Source organism: Pseudomonas sp. FP597 (assembly GCF_030687435.1).
GTDB lineage: Bacteria > Pseudomonadota > Gammaproteobacteria > Pseudomonadales > Pseudomonadaceae > Aquipseudomonas > Aquipseudomonas lactucae.
The window spans coordinates 235514-255714 of the sequence record NZ_CP117432.1 but is presented as its reverse complement, the minus strand read 5'-3'; the positions used below and the strand labels follow the sequence as shown (position 1 = coordinate 255714).

Annotated in this window: 21 protein-coding genes; 8 read left to right on the top strand and 13 right to left on the bottom strand. The window is 62.3% G+C overall.

All coding sequences use genetic code 11. The features are described 5' to 3' along the window. The 3 genes from PSH66_RS01185 to PSH66_RS01175 form a co-directional block, all read right to left on the bottom strand. Positions 1-720 carry a MotA/TolQ/ExbB proton channel family protein gene (locus PSH66_RS01185; protein WP_003170976.1) on the bottom strand — a complete coding sequence of 240 codons (720 nt, stop codon included), beginning with the start codon at positions 718-720 and terminating at the stop codon, positions 1-3. A 54-nt stretch (positions 721-774) separates the two neighbouring features. Continuing rightward, positions 775-1578 (bottom strand): energy transducer TonB, encoded by an 804-nt coding sequence (locus PSH66_RS01180; protein WP_305428224.1) that lies wholly within the window; start codon positions 1576-1578, stop codon positions 775-777. A 223-nt stretch (positions 1579-1801) separates the two neighbouring features. Next, positions 1802-2668 carry a LysR family transcriptional regulator gene (locus tag PSH66_RS01175; RefSeq protein ID WP_003170974.1) on the bottom strand — a complete coding sequence of 289 codons (867 nt, stop codon included), beginning with the start codon at positions 2666-2668 and terminating at the stop codon, positions 1802-1804. 103 nt (positions 2669-2771) lie between these two features. On the opposite strand from PSH66_RS01175, the gene PSH66_RS01170 reads away from it, so the two are divergent. Both PSH66_RS01170 and PSH66_RS01165 read left to right on the top strand, forming a co-directional pair. Then, complete coding sequence (locus tag PSH66_RS01170) at positions 2772-3941, top strand: CynX/NimT family MFS transporter (protein WP_305428223.1); 1170 nt, start codon at positions 2772-2774, stop codon at positions 3939-3941. Positions 3942-4037: 96 nt separating this feature from the next. After that, positions 4038-4973, top strand: coding sequence for a LysR family transcriptional regulator (locus PSH66_RS01165; protein WP_141064652.1), 936 nt, complete (start codon positions 4038-4040; stop codon positions 4971-4973). Here the strand turns inward: PSH66_RS01165 and PSH66_RS01160 are convergent. Then, complete coding sequence (locus PSH66_RS01160) at positions 4864-5958, bottom strand: fatty acid desaturase (protein WP_003170970.1); 1095 nt, start codon at positions 5956-5958, stop codon at positions 4864-4866. The two genes, PSH66_RS01165 and PSH66_RS01160, sit on opposite strands and share 110 nt — an antisense overlap. Before the next feature lie 102 nt (positions 5959-6060). Between PSH66_RS01160 and PSH66_RS01155 the strand changes: the two genes are divergently transcribed. After that, positions 6061-7065, top strand: a complete 1005-nt coding sequence (locus PSH66_RS01155; protein WP_305428222.1) for an AraC family transcriptional regulator — start codon at positions 6061-6063, stop codon at positions 7063-7065. A 61-nt stretch (positions 7066-7126) separates the two neighbouring features. On the opposite strand, the gene PSH66_RS01150 is transcribed toward PSH66_RS01155, so the two are convergent. Then, on the bottom strand, positions 7127-7492 hold the full coding sequence (locus PSH66_RS01150) for a response regulator transcription factor (protein ID WP_003170968.1): 366 nt from the start codon (positions 7490-7492) through the stop codon (positions 7127-7129). Positions 7493-7592: 100 nt separating this feature from the next. Here PSH66_RS01150 and PSH66_RS01145 point away from each other — a divergent pair, with 100 nt between their 5' ends. Further along, positions 7593-8066, top strand: a complete 474-nt coding sequence (locus tag PSH66_RS01145) for a heme-binding protein (protein WP_003170967.1) — start codon at positions 7593-7595, stop codon at positions 8064-8066. A gap of 24 nt (positions 8067-8090) precedes the next feature. Further along, positions 8091-8501: a hydroxyisourate hydrolase gene (gene uraH / locus PSH66_RS01140; RefSeq protein WP_003170966.1), complete on the top strand. Its 411-nt coding sequence runs from the start codon at positions 8091-8093 to the stop codon at positions 8499-8501. Here uraH and PSH66_RS01135 read toward each other — a convergent pair. Next, on the bottom strand, positions 8496-9182 hold the full coding sequence (locus PSH66_RS01135; RefSeq protein ID WP_305428221.1) for a Crp/Fnr family transcriptional regulator: 687 nt from the start codon (positions 9180-9182) through the stop codon (positions 8496-8498). The two genes, uraH and PSH66_RS01135, sit on opposite strands and share 6 nt — an antisense overlap. 83 nt (positions 9183-9265) lie before the next feature. On the opposite strand from PSH66_RS01135, the gene PSH66_RS01130 reads away from it, so the two are divergent. Beyond that, positions 9266-9793 carry a DUF962 domain-containing protein gene (locus tag PSH66_RS01130; protein ID WP_003170964.1) on the top strand — a complete coding sequence of 176 codons (528 nt, stop codon included), beginning with the start codon at positions 9266-9268 and terminating at the stop codon, positions 9791-9793. A 65-nt stretch (positions 9794-9858) separates the two neighbouring features. On the opposite strand, the gene PSH66_RS01125 is transcribed toward PSH66_RS01130, so the two are convergent. From PSH66_RS01125 to dibA, 6 genes are all read right to left on the bottom strand, one after another. Then, entirely contained in the window at positions 9859-10839 is a 981-nt protein-coding gene (locus tag PSH66_RS01125; protein ID WP_003170963.1) for a sulfate/molybdate ABC transporter ATP-binding protein, read from the bottom strand. A 3-nt stretch (positions 10840-10842) separates the two neighbouring features. Continuing rightward, on the bottom strand, positions 10843-11715 hold the full coding sequence (gene cysW, locus PSH66_RS01120) for a sulfate ABC transporter permease subunit CysW (protein WP_078822850.1): 873 nt from the start codon (positions 11713-11715) through the stop codon (positions 10843-10845). A gap of 13 nt (positions 11716-11728) precedes the next feature. Next, complete coding sequence (gene cysT / locus PSH66_RS01115) at positions 11729-12547, bottom strand: sulfate ABC transporter permease subunit CysT (RefSeq protein WP_003170961.1); 819 nt, start codon at positions 12545-12547, stop codon at positions 11729-11731. Between the two features lie 196 nt (positions 12548-12743). Next, complete coding sequence (locus PSH66_RS01110; protein WP_003170959.1) at positions 12744-13754, bottom strand: sulfate ABC transporter substrate-binding protein; 1011 nt, start codon at positions 13752-13754, stop codon at positions 12744-12746. A gap of 70 nt (positions 13755-13824) precedes the next feature. Next, entirely contained in the window at positions 13825-14007 is a 183-nt protein-coding gene (gene oscA, locus PSH66_RS01105; RefSeq protein ID WP_003170956.1) for a sulfur starvation response protein OscA, read from the bottom strand. 306 nt (positions 14008-14313) lie between these two features. Next, positions 14314-16227 (bottom strand): phosphodiesterase DibA, encoded by a 1914-nt coding sequence (dibA, locus tag PSH66_RS01100; RefSeq protein WP_141064657.1) that lies wholly within the window; start codon positions 16225-16227, stop codon positions 14314-14316. Positions 16228-16393: 166 nt separating this feature from the next. Here dibA and desA point away from each other — a divergent pair, with 166 nt between their 5' ends. Together desA and PSH66_RS01090 are read left to right on the top strand one after the other, a co-directional pair. Then, positions 16394-17578 (top strand): delta-9 fatty acid desaturase DesA, encoded by a 1185-nt coding sequence (desA, locus tag PSH66_RS01095; RefSeq protein WP_042944020.1) that lies wholly within the window; start codon positions 16394-16396, stop codon positions 17576-17578. Positions 17579-17766: 188 nt separating this feature from the next. Continuing rightward, positions 17767-18768, top strand: a complete 1002-nt coding sequence (locus PSH66_RS01090; protein WP_003170952.1) for a sensor domain-containing diguanylate cyclase — start codon at positions 17767-17769, stop codon at positions 18766-18768. Between the two features lie 110 nt (positions 18769-18878). Here the strand turns inward: PSH66_RS01090 and gabT are convergent, their stop codons facing one another. Further along, the gene (gabT, locus tag PSH66_RS01085) at positions 18879-20156 is read right to left on the bottom strand and encodes a 4-aminobutyrate--2-oxoglutarate transaminase (protein ID WP_141064659.1); all 1278 of its coding nucleotides are present in this window, start codon (positions 20154-20156) and stop codon (positions 18879-18881) included. Positions 20157-20201 lie beyond the last annotated feature (45 nt).

Sequence of the window (20201 nt, the reverse complement as noted above, 5' to 3'; positions counted from 1 at the left end):
TCAGGACGCCTCCTTCACTTTTTGCGGGTTGCCGGCGCCGGCTTTGTTCAGCGTGGGATGCAGCAGCACGCGGAACGAGTTTTTCTGCGCGAGGCTGTAGAAATCGTGGGCAAAGTCGTCAAGGTCCGCGGCCGTCAGCTTCAAGCGACGCAGGAAGTAGTTGTAAACCAGCACTGCCGGTACCGCGACCGCGATCCCCACGCCCGTGGCGACCAGCGCCGCGCCAATCGGCCCGGCCACGGTTTCCAGGCTGGCGGACCCGGCGGCGCTGATGCCCTTGAGCGCTTCCATGATCCCCCACACCGTGCCGAACAGACCGATAAACGGCGAGGTGCTGCCGATGCTGGCGACCACGGCCAGGCCGGTTTCCAGTGAACGACGCTCGCGCACGATTTGCTGGCGCAAGGCGCGTTCGAGGCGGTCCTGGTGGTTGATCGCCTGGCTCAGGTCGGCAGCGTGGGGCGCATCGCCCACCTGGATCGCCGCGTAACCGGCCTGCGCCACGCGGGCGGCGGCGCCGGGTTGGGTCTCGGCCAGTTCGGCCGCGGAGTCAAGGCTCGATGCCGCCCAGAACTGTCTGTGGAACTTGCGATCCTGGGCCTTGAGGCGACCGAACTGCACGCCCTTGAGCAGCGCCAGGCCCCAGGTAACGACCGAAAAGACCACCAGCAGCCAGATCACCGTGCTTTCGATGGATTCAAGTGGAGATGCCAATGCCATGATGTTTTCCCTCTGTGCAAGTCGCGGCGCGTGCAACACCCCGCAGCGCAATAGTTAGTGAATCTTGAAATCGATCGGTACGCTGACCCAGCCGTTCTGGGCCACATCGCCCTGCTTGGCCGGCACAAAGCTCCAACGCTTCACGGAGGCCAGGGCGGCGTCGTCGAGTTGCTGGCGGCCGCTGCTTCTCTGGATCTGGATCTCGCCCGGCTTACCGCTGGCCAGCACCTGTACCCGCAACACCACCGTGCCCTCCCAACCCCGGCGCTGGGCCAGTGAGGGGTATTCGGGCGCCGGGTTCTTCAAGTAGGCGGCGTTGGCCGAAGCAGGCGTTACCGGGGCCGGCGCAGGCGGTGCGGCGGGCGCGGGAGCAGGTGGCGCAGGCGATGGCGGCGCAGGTGGCTGCTCCACCGGTTTGGCGACCGGCTTGGGCACGGGTTTAGGCACCGGCTTGGGTTTCGGTATTTTTTTCGGCGCCGGCTTGGCGGCCACTTCATCCACAACCGTTGGCGGTGGCTCGACCACAGGCGGTGGCGGCGGCACGTGCGGTAGCGGTTCCACCACAGGTGGCGCGGGCCTGGAGAATTCGATGGTCATCGGTGGAATCTCCGGCGGCACAATCGGCAGCACGGGGGTGGGCTTCTGGCTCACCCAATAAATCACCGCACCGTGCAGGGCCAACACCAGTAACCCCAACAGAACGCCTTCGCGCCGACTCGAAAAGCGCTTGGGAGTTCGCTGCAAACGCAGTTGCCCCAACGGCGCGCGGTGCGGCCGGCCAAGGTCGACCAACTCGCCACCCGGTGCCTGGCGCCATGGCGCCTCGTGTGCACCGGCGGCGGTCTGGACATTGCCCATTGATTCACTCCCTACGGTGTTTGAAACAAAAACCGACGGGCCTGCGTGGAAGGCCGTCCAGGGCTGAATCATCGACGCCGCACACTTATCTCTTAAAGTAATCTTTAAAGTTATACATAGACAAAAATCGAATAAATAAAAGCCATGCACACGGCGAAGCCACGACCTGCGCGGCCTGGCGTAAAGGCGGCGTTTTTCAATGCATTTCAGGCATTCAAAATATTCAGTAGAGGCATGGCTCAACGGGGCTGTTTGCGCACAAATCGAACAGTTCAGCCTGTAAACACTGCCCCGCCGCGCTCAGACCGCCGCGTGCATACAACGCCAGGCGCACGCCCTGCACCACGGGCAAACCGCTCTCTGCGCCGACTATTACATGTCCGGCCTGCACCACCCTCAGCGGCAATAGACTCACACCCAACCCCGCCGCCACCGCCGAACACACGCTGGCCAGGCTTGCGCTGGAATAGCCGATACGCCAGCGCCAGCCGCTCACTTCCAGGTGGTGCAGCATTTCATTGCGGTACAGGCCGCCCACGGGGAATGCCACCAACGGCAAAGGATCGCGCCCCAGGCACGGCGTGCTGCGGCTGTCTACCCAGCACAACGGCTCGGGCCACGACGCCAGGCAGTCATCGCTGCTGCCCATCTGCTTGACCAGCAACACGTCGAATTCACCATTGCGGTACTGGCGCTGCAACTCGGGCCCCAGGCCGCTGGTGACCTCCAGGCGCACCCGTGGATACGCCAGCACAAACGCCGACAGCAACGGCATCAGTCGCTGCGCCGCAAAGTCTTCCGGCACGCCCAGGCGCAGCACACCGTCACTTTGCTGGTTGATCAACACATCGGCAGCCTCTTCGTGCAGCGCCAGAATGCGTCGCGCGTAAGCCAGCAAGCGCTCGCCCTCGGCGGTGGCGACGACGCGCCGTTGATCGCGGTCCAGCAACTGGCACGCCACTGCGTCTTCCAGGCGGCGGATCTGCTGGCTGACGGTGGACTGGGTCAAATGCAGGCGCTCGGCGGCGCGGGTGAAGTTGCCGCAATCCACCACGGCGACGAAGCTGCGCAGCAATACGGGATCGAACATGATCATTCTCGTTGCCACTGGTTGGCATGGTTATATTTAATTTCAGAATACCGGGGGCGCTGGCCATACTCACGCCTCTTTTACCGAAGTGCAAAGGCGCTGCATGACCCTCAATAAATCCTTCGCCGGCTGGGGCCTGCTGGTGGTGCTGGGCCTGAACCTGCGGCCGATCCTGAGTTCCATCAGCCCGTTGCTCGGCGAGATCCGCCAGGCCACCGGCCTGAGCTTCCAGAGCAGCGCCCTGCTCACCAGCCTGCCGGTGGTGTGCATGGGCCTGGTGGCGCTGGTAGGCGTGCGCGTGGAAGCGCGGTTGGGTGAACGACGCGGTATCGCCCTGGGCTTGATGCTGATTCTGCTGGCTTGCCTGGCGCGTTGGTGGATGGGCCAGGGCTCGGTATTGCTGGTTACGGCCTTGCTCGGTGGCGCCGGTGTGGCGCTGATCCAGGCCTTGGTGCCAGCGATGATCAAGCGCGAATTCCGTCATCGCGTGCCGGTGGCGATGGGTGTGTACTCGGCCTCACTGATGGCCGGCGGCGGGCTGGCAGCGCTGCTCAGCCCGCTGGTGGCCACGCATTTCCAGCAATGGCAGGCGGGGTTGGGCGTGTGGCTGTTGCCGGCGCTGGGCGCCTTGTTGTTGTGGGCCTGGCTGCCGCTGGGCGCGGCGAGGAATCCACAGGTGGTGCCCGCGTTCAAAGGCCTGCGCAATCGGCGCGCGTGGCTGCTGGCGCTGTATTTCGGGCTGGTGAACTGCGGCTACATGAGCCTGGTGGCGTGGCTGCCGGCCTACTATCAGCAATTGGGTTGGGACGTGTTGCCCAGTGGCTCGTTACTGGCCTTCATGACGATCTTCCAAGTGATCGCCGCGCTCTTGATGCCCGTGCTGGCGCAACGCGGCATCGACCGTCGGCCGTTGCTCGGTATCAGCCTGCTGGCCCAGACCATCGGCTACCTCGGCCTGCTGCTGGCGCCGCTGCAATTTCCCCACCTGTGGGTGGCCTTGTGCGGCTTCGGCCTGGGCGCCTGTTTTGCCCTGAGCCTGCTGCTGACCCTAGACCATCACCGCGACCCTCGCCAAGCCGGGCAACTGGCGGCCTTCGTGCAGGGCGTGGGCTTTCTGATCAACGCGGTTTCGCCATGGATGACCGGCTGGCTGCGCGAACTCACCGGCCACTTCACCAGCGCCTGGGTGGTGCTGACGGTGACCGCGCTGGCGATGCTGGTGGTGACGCGGGTGTTCAGCCCGGCTACCTATCGCAGCGCACCTGCTCTATAGATATGCATTTTAGGTCTACTTAAATTAATAGAGCTTCGTTGACGGAATAAGCCAGGCCCCTAAAATCCCTATTCTTCCCAAGGACGCCGGCATGCCATGGATCTTCGCCAACTGCGCTACTTCATCGCGCTGAATGAGCACCGCAGCTTTGTGCGCGCCGCCGACGCCATGGGTATTACTCAACCGGCGTTCAGCCGCAGTATTCAGGGGCTGGAACAGGAGTTCGGCTGCGTGCTGGTCGACCGCGCCCACAAGGATCTGCGCCCCACGCCAGAAGGCGAGGTGGTGTTGCAACATGCCCTGAGCCTGGTGCAAGGCGCCGCCCGGCTCAGCCATGAGGTCACATGCATGACCAAGCTCGACGCCGGTGAAGTGCGCTTCGGCAGCGACGCGGTGGCGGCGGTCAATCTGGTTCCACAGGCCATGGCGCGATTTATCACGGCCTATCCCAAGGTACGCAGTGCGTTGCAGGTGGATAACTGGGAGAGGCTCGGGCACAGCCTCAATCGTGAAGAGATCGAGTTTTTTATCGCCGACGTGCGCCACTTCGAGGCCGATCCGAATTTTCGTACCCAAACACTCATGCCTCGGCGCAGTGTGTTTTTCTGCCGCGCGGGTCATCCGCTGCTGGCCAAGGACAGCCTGTCCACCAATGACCTGTTCGACTACCCGTTGGCCACGCCATTGATCGCGCCAGGCATTCGTAAATTGCTCGCCAACCTCAGCGGGCGTATCGACTTTGCGCCCGCTATCGAGTTGGAACAGTTCACCGCACTGGCGAGCATCGTGCGCCAGTCCGACACCATTGGCCTGGGGGCCGAAGAAGCCTTTGTCGACTCATTGGCCAGTGGCGAACTCAAGGCGCTGCACTGGCGCAACCTGCCCCATACACTCGACAGTTTGAACAACCGCTGCGGCGTGATCAGCCGCGCTGGGGGTCGCTTGTCGCCAGCGGCGAAGGCGCTGATCGAGAGCTTGCGGGCGGTGGAAAACCGAACCGATTGGCCCGTGCAAACGTCCCGAAGTCATTGAAGCGCACGCCCATCTCGGCCATGACCTTATGCGCCACCCTGGTCGTCATCTGGCGAATGTAGAACGGCTCCTTCACCACAAAATGATGAATCCCGTGGGTGCTGCCGAAGTTGAAGCAGAACGCCTGCAGCGGCCACAGCCACCAAGGGTTGAGCACTTGGGTTTGCTGGATCACATTGCCCAGTTCCACATCGCCGTAGTAGTGCATGTTGGAGCTGACAAAGTGCAGGCAAAAGGTGCGCAGCACGTTGGGGCCGATGATCACCACGGCGGCGATGTCGATCATCTGCATCATCTGCAAGGTGCCGGCGGACCAAGCGATTGGCGCGCCCAGCAGGCTGGCGATGCCATTGGCGACGTGGAAGCCGAGAAACACGTACCACGCGCCCCAATGCAGCAGCGCCAGCGGTGCGTAGACCAGCAGCGAGCGTTTGAGAATCTTGAGTTTGTGGCTCCAGGTCCTGGCGCGCAGCATGCGGATAAACGCCGACATCACGTTATCGCCCACCATCAGCAAGCGCGCAACCCCCCAGGGTTCGCCGTTGGTGATCGCACGTTCCTCCATATCGGTTTCGGTGCCGGAGACTTTGTGATGGTTGAGGTGCAAATGGCGGCGGATCCACGGGTTGATGGTGCTCGGCCGCGCCAGCCACACCAGGCCCATCATCAGGTTGTGCGGCAGGCGCTGCTTGCGAAAGTACATGCTGTGGATCAGGTCGTGTTCCAGCTCGTGGGTCAGTGAGGCGAGGAACGCATTGAGCAGCAGGCAGGCCCACCAAGCCATGTGACCGGTGATATAGAGCGCCGCCGAGCCCAGCATACCCAGCAAGGCGAACGCCAGGATGCCCGCGCCCAGAGCGTCCTGATGCAGCAACCAGGGGTGTTGCTGGCGCAGGCGCGCACCTTCGGCGAGCACCACTTCGCGGATATGCGCCGAACGCTGTTGCGCGTTCATCTGCTGGGGACTTGCAGAAGTACCGTCCATGCTCCCATCCTCTTGTTCAATGAAGGGTTACATCCTGCCTCAGGTCACGCGGCAGGACGCTAGCCCCACACGCCAACCTGTTGACCGCAAGCGCCAATCGCCATGACCGAACCCACGTCCCTCGCCAGTTGGACCCGTGCCCTGCGCAAGCAGCTCGACGCTCTGGGCCTCGACAGCGCCGCACTGTGCGCCCAGGCCGGGCTCGACCCGCAGCAGATGGACGACCCCAATGCACGCTATCCACTGTCGGCGACCACGCGTTTGTGGGCGCTGGCCGTGCAGGCCAGTGGCGATCCGGCGATTGGGTTGCGCGTGTCACGGTTTGTCAGCCCGACGACGTTTCATGCGCTGGGGTATGCGCTGGTGGCCAGCGGCAGCCTGCGGGAAGTGTTCGAGCGCATCGTGCGTTATCACCAGGTGGTCAGTGATGCGCTGACGCTGGAGCTTATTCGCGACGGCGAACGCTATCGTTTTCGCCTCATGCAACCCGAAGGCAGCCCGGCGCCGGCCTTGGAAGCCATCGATGCGTTTGCGGCGATCTATGTGCGCACCTGCCGCAACCGCCTGGGCCGGGATTACGCGCCCTTGGCCGTGCACTTGCGGCGCCCGGAACCGGCCGATCCCAAACCCTGGCACACGGTGTTCCGCGCGCCGGTATTTTTTGGCGCCGATGAGGACCGCCTGGAGTTCGCGGCCCAGGACTTCGACAGCCACCTGGACGACGCCAACCCGGAGCTGGCCGAGCACAACGAAACCGTGCTCAAGCGCACCCTCGCCCAGCTGCAACCGCTGACCTGGGAGCGCAAGGTGCGCGCGGCGATCGAAGCGCAACTGCCCGAAGGCGAGCCGAGCGCCGAACGGATTGCCCAGGCGCTGCACTTGAGTCTGCGCAGCTTGCAGCGGCACCTGGCGGATGAGGGATGCCGGTTCGATGCGCTGCTCAATGAATGCCGGCAGAACCTTGCGCTGCTGCACTTGCGCGACCCGCAGTGCTCATTGGCCGAGATCAGCCATCTGTTGGGGTTTGCTGATACCAGCAGCTTTAATCGGGCGTTCAAGCGGTGGACGGGGATGACACCGGGGCAGTTTCGGGATGGGTTGCAGTAGGCCGATGTGGGGGGGCTTGCTCCCGATAGCGAGGGTACAGGCACTGCAAATTCCGAATCCATCAGCGCCCGCGATCGCGCCGCAACAACTTCCTCACCCGCGCCACCAACGCCTTGGCCTCGAACGGCTTGAGCAGGTAATCATCCTCATGCAACTCCAACCCGCGCAGGCGATCCTCGATCCCGCCCGGCGTGGTCAGGAACAGCACTGGCGTGTCGCCCTTGTGCCGAATCGCCTGCTGCAACTTCCAGGCGTTCAAGCCCGGCAGCATCACGTCCAGGATCACCAGGTCGTACGCGGTGCTTTCCACAAAGCGCTGCGCCGCCATGCCGTTGGCCGCGACTTCCACGCCGAAACCGGCCTCGCTCAAGCCTTGGGCCATGAGCTGCGCCAATTGCGGCTGGTCTTCCACTAACAACACCTGCATGCCTTACCTCTGGGTTCGATTACAAACCTGTCATCAAATTGTGCGGTTTCTGACCACGTTCACTGACTACCGTGACGGCCTGCCGTATGGAGCCTTCACCATGTCTCGCCCTGCCTTGTTCTTGAGTCTCGCCTTGTGCACCGCCGCACAGGCCACACCGCAATTGCCCCGCCATGCCGACCTGGATCTGCGCACGGCCCGCCAACTGGCCGATGCCGGCCTTGCCCACTGCAGTGCCGCGCTGACCGTGTTGGACCGCGGCGGCAACCTGTTGCTGAGCCTACGCGCCGATGGCGTCGGCCCGCATAACAGCCTCGCCAGCCAGCGCAAAGCCTACACCGCGCTGTCGAGCAAAACCGCGACGCGGCTGTTTGCCGAACGTGCGCGCAACAACCCCGAGGCCGCCAACCTTAACAGCTTGCCCGAGTTGCTGTTGCTCGGTGGCGGCGTACCGCTGTTTGCCGACGCCGAGCTGGTCGGCGCGCTGGGGATCGCCGGTGCCGGCGGCGCCGCGCAGGACGACGCCTGCGCCACCCAGGCCGCCGAGCAGTTGGGCCTGAAAACTTCTCTCTGATTCCCCTCTGGAAAGGACCTGTCGATGAAAACCCTCAGCATGACCCTCGCCGCCCTCAGCCTCAGCGGCCTGTGCAACCTGGCCCTGGCCGCCGGCAACCCCCTGAGCGTGCATGTGCTCAACCTGGAAAATGGCCTGCCGAGCGCCGGTGTCGGCGTTACCCTGGAGCAACAGGTAGGCGATAAATGGCAGCCACTCGCCAAAGGCGTCACCAACGAGCAGGGACGCATCGCCGAACTGTTCCCAGCCAACCAAACCCTGCAACCGGGTGAGTACCGCGTGGTGTTCAAGACCGGCGACTACTACAAAAAGGCCAACCGTGAAACGTTCTTCCCCGAAGTGCCGGTGATCTTCCAGGTGAAACAGGCCGACCAGCATTACCACATTCCGCTGTTGCTCAGCCCTTATGGGTTCTCCACGTATCGCGGTTCATAGGCCCGCGGCCTGCCGCAGACGCTTGAGGTCAAGTATCTCAATCGCGCCGTAACTCAGGCCGATGATGCCCTGTTGTTCCAACGCCTTGAGCAGGCTGTTGGCGGTCTGGCGCGACAGGCCCAGCATCGCCGCCAAGTCCTCCTGGGGCAGTTGCAACGTGCGACGCGCCTGGTCTATTTCGCCGTAGCCCTGGGCGATCATCAGCAACCGATGGGCCAGGCGCGCCGACGCGGGCATCAGGCTCATCTGCTCGATATTGATCAACGACAGGCGCAGTTTGTGGCTCATCAACAGGGCCACGTCGCGCCAATACGCCGGATGGGTTTCGAGGATGTCGAGCATGGCTGCATGCGACACCTGCAACAGCGTGCACGGCCCCGAGGCCTGGGCATCGTGGGTGCGCGGCAGGTTGTCGAACAGGCAGATTTCGCCGAACCAGTAAGGCGTTTCCACCAGGCTCAACACCGCCTCCTTGCCCTGCGCGTTCACCGCGCTGATGCGCACCGCGCCTTCCAGCACCGCATACAACCCACACGGCGGGTCGCCGCGCTTGAACAGATACTGCCCCGCCGTCAGCGCGCGCAGCCGTGCGGCCGCCAGCAAACGGTGCTGTAGCTCGACCGGCAGGTGGCTGAACCAGTGGCCGTTGGCCAACCGGGCATACCATTGCTCTGCGTCCATGAGAACTCCGAAGATTGTCGCCCAGCTGACAGTCAGGCGCTGGCTGACAGGGCATGATCAAACATCCTACAGGAGGAACAACAATGAAAAGCCTCGTCGACCACCTCAGTCAATACGCCGCCTACCACCGCGATCCACGCAATATCGCCAGCCACTTTATTGGTATCCCGTTGATTGTGGTCGCCGTGGCCGTCCTGCTGTCGCGCCCGGAATGGGCAGTGGGAGGCGTGTGGATTTCACCGGCAGTGATCGTGGCGTTGTTGTCGGCGTGGTTTTACCTGCGCCTGGAACCGGCCCTGGGCGTGCTGATGACGGTACTGATGGGCTTGTCGGTATGGGCCGGGCATGTACTGGCGGCGCAGAGCACCCTGGTATGGCTGAGCAGTGGCGTGGGGATGTTCGTGGTGGGCTGGGTGATCCAGTTTGTCGGCCATTACTACGAAGGCAAGAAGCCCGCGTTTGTGGATGATGTGTCGGGGTTGATTGTGGGGCCGTTGTTTGTGGTGGCGGAGGTGGCGTTTTTGCTGGGGTTGCGGCAGGGCTTGAAGCAGCAGATCGAAGAGCGTTCGGGGCCGGTGGTTCGACGCGATCTGAAGCCTAGAGAGGTCTAAATGTGGGAGGGGGCTTGCTCCCTCCCACATTGGCCCCCATTTTCACATTGGGTATTGCGGTGTGTTCAGGCTTTTTGCCAGACCTTGGGTTTGAAGAACAGGGTCTCGCCACGCGCCAGGCCGGTCAGGCTGTCATGGTCCTTCACCACTTCAGCCTCGATCAGCTCGGGCTGGCCTTCGACCTTGAGCGTCACCCGCGTCGTCGCGCCCAGCGGGCGAATATCGCGCACCTCGGCGGCATGGTGATCCTCCAGCTCATGGCGCGACAGCGACACTTCGTGAGGACGGAACAGCACATGCTTGTCCTCGCCCAGGTGCAGGCGGTTGGAGTCGCCGAGGAAGTGGTACACAAAATCACTGGCCGGGTTTTCGTAGACGTCACCCGGTGACCCGATCTGCTCGATCACGCCCTTATTCATCACCACGATACGGTCGGCGACTTCCATGGCCTCTTCCTGGTCGTGGGTCACGAATACCGAGGTCAGGTTGATGTCTTCGTGCAGGCGCGCCAGCCAGCGACGCAGCTCCTTGCGCACCTTGGCGTCAAGGGCGCCGAAGGGCTCGTCCAGCAGCAGCACTTTCGGCTCCACCGCCAGGGCGCGAGCCAGGGCGATCCGTTGGCGCTGGCCCCCGGAGAGTTGTTCCGGGTAGCGGTCGGACAACCAATCGAGCTGCACCATGTTCAGCAGTTCATGCACCTTGGTTGCGATCTGGCTTTCAGTCGGACGCTGGTTTTTCGGCTTCATGCGCAGGCCGAACGCGACGTTGTCGAACACGGTCATGTGGCGGAACAGCGCGTAGTGCTGGAACACAAAGCCGACGTTGCGATCACGCACGTCGTGGCCGGAGACGTCTTCACCGTGGAACACGATGCTGCCGTCATCCGGGGTTTCCAGGCCTGCGATGATGCGCAGCAAGGTGGTCTTGCCGCAGCCTGAGGGCCCGAGCAACGCCACCAGCTCGCCACTCTGGATGTCCAGATTGATGCTGTTCAGGGCCTTGAAGGCGTTGAAGTTCTTGCTGACATTACGGACTTCGATCGACATGACTTATTCCTCACCGGCGCTGTTGCGCAGGCGGTTGATACGGTTCTCGCTCCACTGCTTGAGCAGCAGGATGAAGAGCGCCAGGATCAGCAACAGGCTGGCCACCGCAAACGCGGCAACGTGGTTGTATTCGTTGTAAAGAATCTCGACGTGCAGCGGCAAGGTGTTGGTCACGCCGCGTATGTGACCGGACACCACCGACACCGCGCCGAACTCACCCATGGCCCGCGCGGTACACAGCACCACGCCGTAGATCAGGCCCCACTTGATGTTCGGCACGGTCACATGCCAGAACATCTGCCAGCCATTGGCGCCCAGCAGGCGCGCCGCCTCTTCTTCCTGGGTGCCCTGCTCCTGCATCAGCGGGATCAGTTCACGGGCCACGAACGGCACGGTGACGAAGATGGTGGCGAGCACAATGCCCGGCAGGGCGAACACGATCTGGATGTCGTGCTCTTGCAGCCACGGCCCGAACAAGCCCTGGGCACCGAACATCAGCACATACACCAGGCCCGCGATCACCGGAGAGACCGAAAACGGCAGGTCGATCAGCGTCACCAGGATGCTTTTGCCACGGAACGAGTACTTGCTCACGCACCACGCGGCGCTGACGCCGAACACCAGGTTGAGCGGTACCGAAATCAACACGGCGATCACCGTGAGTTTCAACGCCGACAGCGCGTCGGGCTCCAGGATTGCGGTGAAGAACGCGCCGAGGCCGTTCTTCAAGCCCTGGGACACCACGATAAACAGCGGCAGCAACAGGAACAGGAAGAACACCAGCCAGCCAAGGCCGATCAGGATGCGTCGCGAGGTGGCACTGCCACGCCGGGCGGCATTGGCCGAGGACGCGGCGGAAATAGACGATTGGGACATGTTCCGCGCCTCCTTATGGACGTTCGATGCGCCGCTGCAACAAGTTGATCAGCAGCAGCAAGACAAAGGAAACCACCAGCATCAACACACCAATGGAGGTGGCGCCGCGGTAGTCGTATTGGTCGAGCTTGACCATGATCAGCAGCGGCAGGATCTCGGTTTTCATCGGCATGTTGCCGGCGATGAAAATCACCGAACCGTACTCTCCCACGCCACGCGCAAACGCCAGGGCAAAGCCAGTCAGCCAGGCCGGCAACAGCGCCGGCACGAGGATGTAGCGGAACACCTGCAACGGCTTGGCGCCCAGGCAGGCGGCGGCTTCTTCGATTTCCCGGGGGATATCGGCGAGTACCGGCTGCACCGTGCGCACCACGAACGGCAGGGTCACGAAGGTCAGCGCCAGGGTGATGCCCAGCGGCGAATACGCGATCTTGAAGCCCAGGTCGGCGGCGAACTGCCCGACCAGGCCGGTCGGCGTGTACAGCGCGGTGAGCGCGATACCGGCCACGGCGGTAGGCAAGGCGAACGGCAGATCGATCATCGCGTCGATGATCTTGCGGCCGGGGAAGGTGTAGCGCACCAGCACCCAGGCCAGCAGGGTGCCGATCACGCCGTTGATCAGCGCGGCGTACAACGCGGTGCTGAAGCTCAGTTTCAACGCCGCCACCACCCGCGGCGCGCAGATGATGGCCCAGAACTGATCCCAGGTGAGTTGAGCGGCGTGTACAAACATCGCCGCCAGCGGGATGAGTACGATCAGGCTGAGGTACACCACGGTGTAGCCCAGCGTCAGCCCGAAGCCGGGTATGACGGGGGAAATACGACGCGACATAAGAGTCCTTGGTTAGCGGGAACGGTGACTGACTGTGGCGAGGGAGCTTGCTCCCGCTGGGCTGCGAAGCAGCCCCAAAACCAGGCGACCCAGTGGCATCAGATACACCGCAGATACCGGTTTTGGGAGCGCTTCGCACTCCAGCGGGAGCAAGCTCCCTCGCCACAACAAGCCGAGCACACAGTAGCGGTGTTGTTTACTGCGCCGTGTAGATCTGGTCGAACACGCCACCGTCGTTAAAGAATTTCGGTTGGGCAGTTTTCCAGCCGCCGAAGTCTTTGTCGATAGTCACCAGGTCCAGTTTCGGGAACTGCTGGGCGTATTTGGCGGCCACTTTTGCATCGCGTGGGCGGTAGAAGTTCTTTGCCGCAATCTCCTGGCCAGCCGGGCTGTACAGGTGCTTGAGGTATTCGGTGGCGATCTCGGTGTTGCCCTTTTTCTCGGCGTTCTTGTCGACCACCGCCACGGGCGGCTCGGCGAGGATCGACAGGGACGGCACGACGATGTCGAACTTGTCGGCGCCGCCGTCTTCCTTGAGCGCCAGGAACGCTTCGTTTTCCCAGGCCAGCAACACGTCACCCTGACCGTTGTTGACGAAAGTGATGGTCGAACCGCGCGCGCCGGTGTCGAGGATCGGCACGTGCTTGAACAGCTCTTTCACGTATTCCTGGGCCTTGGCTTCGCTGCCGCCGCTCTTGAGGCCGTAGGCCCAGGCGGCGAGGAAGTTCCAGCGCGCACCGCCAGAGGTTTTCGGGTTCGGCGTGATCACCGACACGTCTTTCTTGATCAGGTCACCCCAGTCCTTGATGCCTTTAGGGTTGCCCTTGCGCACCAGGAACACGATGGTCGAGGTGTACGGGGTGCTCGCATCCGGCAGGCGGGTCTGCCAGTTCTCGGGCAAGGTCTTGCCCAGTTTGGCGATTTCGTCGATGTCGCCGGCCAGGGCCAGGGTCACGACGTCGGCGCGCAGGCCGTCGATCACCGCCCGGCCTTGCTTGCCCGAACCGCCATGGGATTGCTGGATCTTGACGTTGTCGCCTGGGTGGGACTGTTTCCAGTAGCTGGTGAACTCAGCGTTGTAGTCCTGGTACAGCTCACGGGTAGGGTCGTACGAGACGTTGAGCAGCTCGTAGTCCTTGGCAACGGCGGAACCGGCAAACACGGCACTGGCCAGTGCGGCCAGGGCATAACGGCGAATCGACGACATAGAAGCTCCTAGAATGCTGGGGTGTTGGCTTTTTCTTATAGTTGCGGGTCTTGCGAATCGCCGTTGCTGCTTAGCTCGGTTTGTTACCGGGGTTCTGCAAACGGAATTTTTCCTTGCGTTCGATCTGTACCACTTGAGCGTTATGCACAGTGATTTCCACCGCGCCAAACCGCAGATCGCGCAGGGCGCTCTGAATCTCACGCAAAATGGCTGCTTCGTCCTGGCCGTCGACGCTACGTAGAGATGCGCTCATGGTCTCGCTCCTGAAATGAATAGTGCCTGGCAGTGGCGGCACTGCTTGCGGCGTGAGAGCGATAGTAGATAAGCGCGGATATTCTTAAAAATACTATTTAAGAATGTTTATATAACCAGAAAGAATTTTCTGGTGGGGCGTGGGGTTGCGTGCCGATCTAGGCATCAAGTGGTGCGCGGATTCAATGTGGGAGGGGGCTTGCTCCCGATAGCGGTGGGTCAGTTGGCTGATTAATCAGCTGACTCACCGCTATCGGGAGCAAGCCCCCTCCCACATTTGGACTGCATTTCAGGTTTTGACTGCATTTCAAGGCTGGATAGCGGGAGCGCGGTCCCAGTCAATTTCATTCGCCGGCACCGGCCGGCCAAACCAATACCCCTGCCCCATATCGCAATCCTGTTCCAACAAAAACCGCGCCTGCTCGACCTGCTCGATGCCCTCGGCATGTACCTGCATGCCCATGCTTTTCGCCAACGCGATCACCACACGCACAATGGCGACATCGTCTTCGTCCCATGGCAAGCCGGCGACAAAACCCTGGTCGATCTTGAGTTTCTGTACCGGCAGGCGCTTGAGCCGCAGCAGCGAGGAATACCCGGTGCCAAAATCGTCGATAGCCAGGCGCAGGCCCAGCTCGCGCAGATGGTGCAATTGCTCCAGCGCCACTTCGGGGTCGTCCATTACCGCGCTTTCGGTGACTTCCAGCTCCAGGAAAGCCGGGTCCAGGCCCGTATCGCGCAGTACCTGGGCCACTTGCCCGTACAGTTCACGCCGGGCAAACAAGCGGCTGGACACATTCACCGCGATAAAGCTCAGCGGCACACCGGCGGCCAGCCATTGGCACATCTGGCGGCAGGCCTGGTCCATCACCCAGGCGTCGATATCGGCAATCAACCCGGTGCGCTCGGCGATGGGGATGAACTCGGCCGGTGGCACCAGGCCGCGTTCCGGGTGCTGCCAGCGCACCAGGGCCTCGACGCCGATCAGGCGGCCGCTGTGCAGTGCGTAGACCGGCTGGTAGTAAACGCGCAGCTCGTGTTGGACGAGGGCGCGGCGCAGCTCGCTGGCGATCTCCACGCGGTTCTGGGCATGGGCGGTGAGTTCTTCGGTGTACAACGCGTAGCCTTCGCGCCCCACACTTTTGGCCTTGAACAACGCCGAGTCGGCGTTGCGCAGCAACTGTTCGGCGCTCAGCGCATCGCTGGGGAACAGGCTGATGCCGATGCTGGCGCTGACAAACAGCTGGTGACCATCGAAGATGAACGGTTGCTTCATCACATCCAGCATGCGCTGCGCCAACGCGGCCGCCTGCACCACCTGTGGACAACTTTCCGCGATCACCGCGAACTCATCGCCGCCCAGGCGCGCCAGGGTCACGCCGGGCCCGAGCAGGCCCTTGAGGCGCTCGCCCGCCAGCTTGAGCAACTGGTCGCCGACGTTATGCCCGAGGCTGTCGTTGATGATCTTGAAGTGGTCCAGGTCCAGCAACAGCAAGGCGCAGCCGCGTTTATGCAGTTGCGCCGAGGCCAGCGCCTGTTCGGCACGGTCGGTGAACAGCAGCCGGTTAGGCAGGTCGGTCAGTGGGTCATGATGGGCCAGGTGGGCCAGTTCGTGTTCGGAGTCCTTGATGGCGCTGATGTCGGAAAACACCGCCACGTATTGGCTGACCTTGCCATGATCGTCATGGATGACCCGGATGGTTTGCCACTGTGGATAAATCTCGCCGCTTTTGCGTCGGTTCCAGATTTCACCGCTCCATTCGCCGATGCGCTCCAGCGTCTGGAACATCTGTTGATAGAAACTCGACGAATGGCGCCCGGATTTGAACAGGCTGGGCTGCCGGCCCATGACGTCTTCGCGCTGGTAGCCGGTGATTTCCATAAAAGCCCGGTTCACATGCACGATCAGGCCCTGGGCATCGGTGACCAACACCCCTTCGCGGGTGCAGTCGAACACGGCGGCGGCCTGGCGCAGACGTTCACGGTTGTCGTGATGGGACTGCGGCAGCGGGTGGCCCTGCGCAAAACGAGCGCCCATCAGGTAGATCAGCACAGCGCTGAACGTTACCCATACATAGCCGCGCACCTGCAACCAGAGGTTGAGCTTGCTCGGATCATCGAGAAACTCGATCAATGCGTGTTCTGTGAGCCCGATCCAGGCTATCGAAACCAGCAGGTATACCAGCCCCGTCCCCAGGGCTCTTCGGTATGAAAACGGCATAGGCTCAGCAATCCTTACCAAGAAAACAGAATTCCCCTACAAGGGCTGCGGATTATAGAATAAGAAACATCCAGTCACTCCTATCTGAAAGAGCGGCTGGTTTTCTGTGTAGGCTTAGTGATAATGCGTGAGCTGTTCTTTTCTTTATCTGAGGGCCATACAGCCTATGTGGTACAACGGTTTTCTTGACTTGTCAGCCTGGCAACTGGTGGCAGTCACTCTGTTGATGACCCACGTGACCATCGTTGGGGTCACGGTTTATCTGCATCGCTATTCAGCCCATCGCTCCCTGGAGCTCAATGCTGGCCTGAAACACTTCTTCCGCTTCTGGCTGTGGCTGACCACGGCGCAGAACACCCGCGAGTGGACCGCCATCCACCGCAAGCACCATGCCAAATGCGAAACCGTCGATGACCCGCACAGCCCGGTAATCAAAGGGCTATCCACTGTCTTGCGCAAAGGCGCCGAACTGTACCGCGCCGAAGCGGAAAACCCCGAGACGTTGCGCATTTACGGCAAGAACTGCCCGGACGACTGGATCGAACGCAAAATCTACACCCCTTACCCGTTGCTGGGCGTGGCGATCATGGGCGTGATCGACCTGCTGCTGTTCGGCACCATCGGTATCACCATCTGGGCCATCCAGATGATGTGGATCCCGTTCTGGGCCGCCGGCGTCATCAACGGCCTGGGCCATGCCGTGGGCTACCGCAACTTCGAGTGCCGCGATGCGGCGACCAACCTGGTTCCGTGGGGCATCATCGTCGGCGGCGAAGAGCTGCACAACAACCACCACACCTACCCCAACTCGGCCAAGCTGTCGGTGAAGAAGTGGGAATTCGACCTGGGTTGGGCGTGGATCAAGCTGTTCAGCTTTTTGCGCCTGGCCAAGGTGCAGCGCGTGGCGCCCATCGCCCACCGTGTGGAGGGCAAGGGCCACCTGGACATGGACACCGCCATGGCGATCCTCAACAACCGCTTCCAGATCATGGCCCAGTACCGCAAGTTGGTGATCGGCCCGCTGGTCAAGCAGGAGCTGGAAAAGGTCGATCACTCGGTGCGTCACCAGTTCCACCGCGCCAAGCGCCTGTTGTCACGCGAAACCAGCCTGTTGGATGACCGCCATCACCTGCGTATCCAAGGCATGCTGGAGCACAGCCAGGCCTTGAAGGTGATTTATGAAAAGCGTCTGGCGCTGCAGCAGATCTGGCTCAAGACCAGCTCCAATGGCCACGATATGCTTGCCGCCATCAAGGAATGGGTGCACGAGGCCGAGGCCAGCGGCATCCAGTCGCTGCGCGATTTTGCTCATCAACTGAAGACCTATTCGCTGCGCCCTGCAGCGGTCTGACAGTGCAGTGGGAGGGCCTGTCCTCCCACTCTCCAGCTTTTTGACGTCATTTCTCGGGCAGCGCCAATCGCGCCTGTTGACGGAACTTCACTGCAATTACCCTCTCTCAATGAACACTTCGCCATCATGGTGGCCCCTTTTAGTGACCGCTGCTACATCCTGCGGCGCGCCCAGAGAGAGTTGTGCCGATGGTTCACGAAAAACCCTACTCGCCAGACCCACCCGTCGCGGAGCATACGCGTCCGGCTGCGGCCGAAACCTTGCTGGCGTTGATGCACGCCCAAGGGGAAGTCGAGCGGTTGAGTGAGCGTGAACAGCTGCTCAGTACGCTGCTGGTCAGCGTCAACGCGGTGCTGTGGGCCATCGATTGGGAGACGCGCCGCGTGCTGTACGTAAGCCCGGCCTACGAGCGGGTATTCGGACGCGCCGCCGGCCTGCTGCTCGCCGACCATCGAGAATGGCGCAACAGCATTCACCCCGAAGACCTCGACTACGCCGAGCACAGCCTGGCCCGCGTGTTGGAACAAGGTGCCGTGGAGGACCGCGAATATCGCATCATCACCGCCGATGGGCAGATCCGTTGGCTGAGCGACAAGTGCTACATCAATCAGCAGGCCGAGCCCGGCGAACCGGTGGTCGTGGTGGGCATGGCCGAAGACATCACCGAAAAGAAGCAGCTGGAGCTGGAGCTGCAGCGCCTGGCCACCACCGACGTGCTGACCCAGAGCAGCAACCGCCGGCATTTCTTCGAATGCGCCAACCAGGCGTTCGACACCGCCTGCGCCCAGGGCGCGCCGCTGGCCTTCCTGCTGCTGGACATCGATGACTTCAAGGACATCAACGACAGCTACGGCCATCTGGAAGGCGACCAAGTGCTGCGACGTATCGCCGAGAGCGGTCGAGGGGTGTTGCGCCGTGGCGATTTGTTCGGGCGTATTGGTGGTGAGGAATTTGCGGCGGTGCTGCCCGGTTGTGCGCCCGAGATGGCACTGCAGGTGGCCGAACGCCTGGGCAAGGAGATTCAGGCGCTGAGCTTCAACTACGAAGGGCGAGCATTCAGCGTGACCATCAGCCAGGGCCTGGCCAGCCTGACCGAGGACGATGCAACCCTGGACAGCCTGTTCGCCCGCGCCGATACCGCCATGTACGAGGCCAAGCGCCTGGGCAAGAACCGCGTCGTCGCGGGCTGACGCCGATCACAAAATGTGGGAGGGGGCTTGCGTAGTGGCATCCACTGCGGCCAGCACACAAAAAACCCGCTGCGAGGCGGGTTTTTTGTGTCGATCAGGTCTACGTCCGCTTACAGCTCGGAGAAGCACTCTTCGATGATCGCCAAGCCTTTGTCCAGCTGCTCGTCCGGCGAGGTCAGCGGCACCAGTACGCGCAACACGTTGCCGTAGGTACCGCACGACAGCAGGATCAGACCCTTGTCACGCGCCTTGGCCACCACGGAGGCAACCGCCGCCGCGTTTGGCTTGTGGCTGTCGCCATCTTCGAACAGCTCGAGCGCGATCATCGCGCCCAGGGCACGCACTTCGCCGATCACCGGGTACTTGGCCTGGATGGCCTTGAGGCCGGTGACCAGACGCTCGCCAACCGCCTTGCAGCGGTCCAGCAGGTGCTCTTCCTCGAAAACGTCCATCACCGCCAGCGCAGCGGCGCAGGCGATCGGGCTACCGGCGTAGGTGCCGCCCAGGCCACCTGGGGCAATGGCGTCCATGTATTCAGCCTTGCCGCACACACCGGCCAGTGGGAAGCCGCCGGCGATGGACTTGGCGAAGGTGGTCAGGTCGGCGCTGACGCCCATCTGTTCCATGGCGAAGAAGGTCCCGGTACGGCCGGCACCGGTTTGCACTTCGTCGGCGATCAGCAGGATGCCGTGCTTGTCGCACAGTTCGCGCAGGCGCTTCATGAAGGACTTGGGCGCGACGTAGAAACCGCCTTCGCCCTGTACCGGCTCGATGATGATCGCAGCGATATCACGCGGCTCGGCATCGTTCTTGAAGATGCGTTCGATGCTGGCGATGGCGTCGTCGTCGCTCACGCCGTGCAGTTCGTTCGGGTACAGCGCGCGGAAGATACCGCCTGGCATCAGGCCCATGCCGGCCGAGTAAGGCACGACTTTGCCGGTGAGGCCCAGGGTCATCATGGTGCGGCCGTGATAGGCACCGGTGAAGGCGATAACGCCGGCACGACCCGTGGCGGCACGGGCGATCTTCACGGCGTTTTCGACGGCTTCGGAACCGGTGGTGACCAGCAGGGTTTTCTTGGCGAAATCACCCGGGACCTTGGCGTTGATTTTCTCGCACAGTTCCACGTAAGGCTCGTAGGCCAGTACCTGGAAGCAGGTGTGAGTCAGCTTGTTCAGTTGCTCGGTCACGGCCGCGATGATTTTCGGGTGCACGTGGCCGGTGTTCAGCACGGCGATACCGCCGGCGAAGTCGATGAACTCACGACCTTCAACGTCGGTCACGGTGGCGTTCTTCGCGGATTCGGCGAAGATCGGGTGAATCTGGCCAACACCGCGCGGTACAGCGGCTTCGCGGCGTTTCATCAGGGAAGCGTTGGTCTTGCTCATAAAGTCCTCATTCGCCACTCATCGGGTGGCGTGGTTCAAGGAATA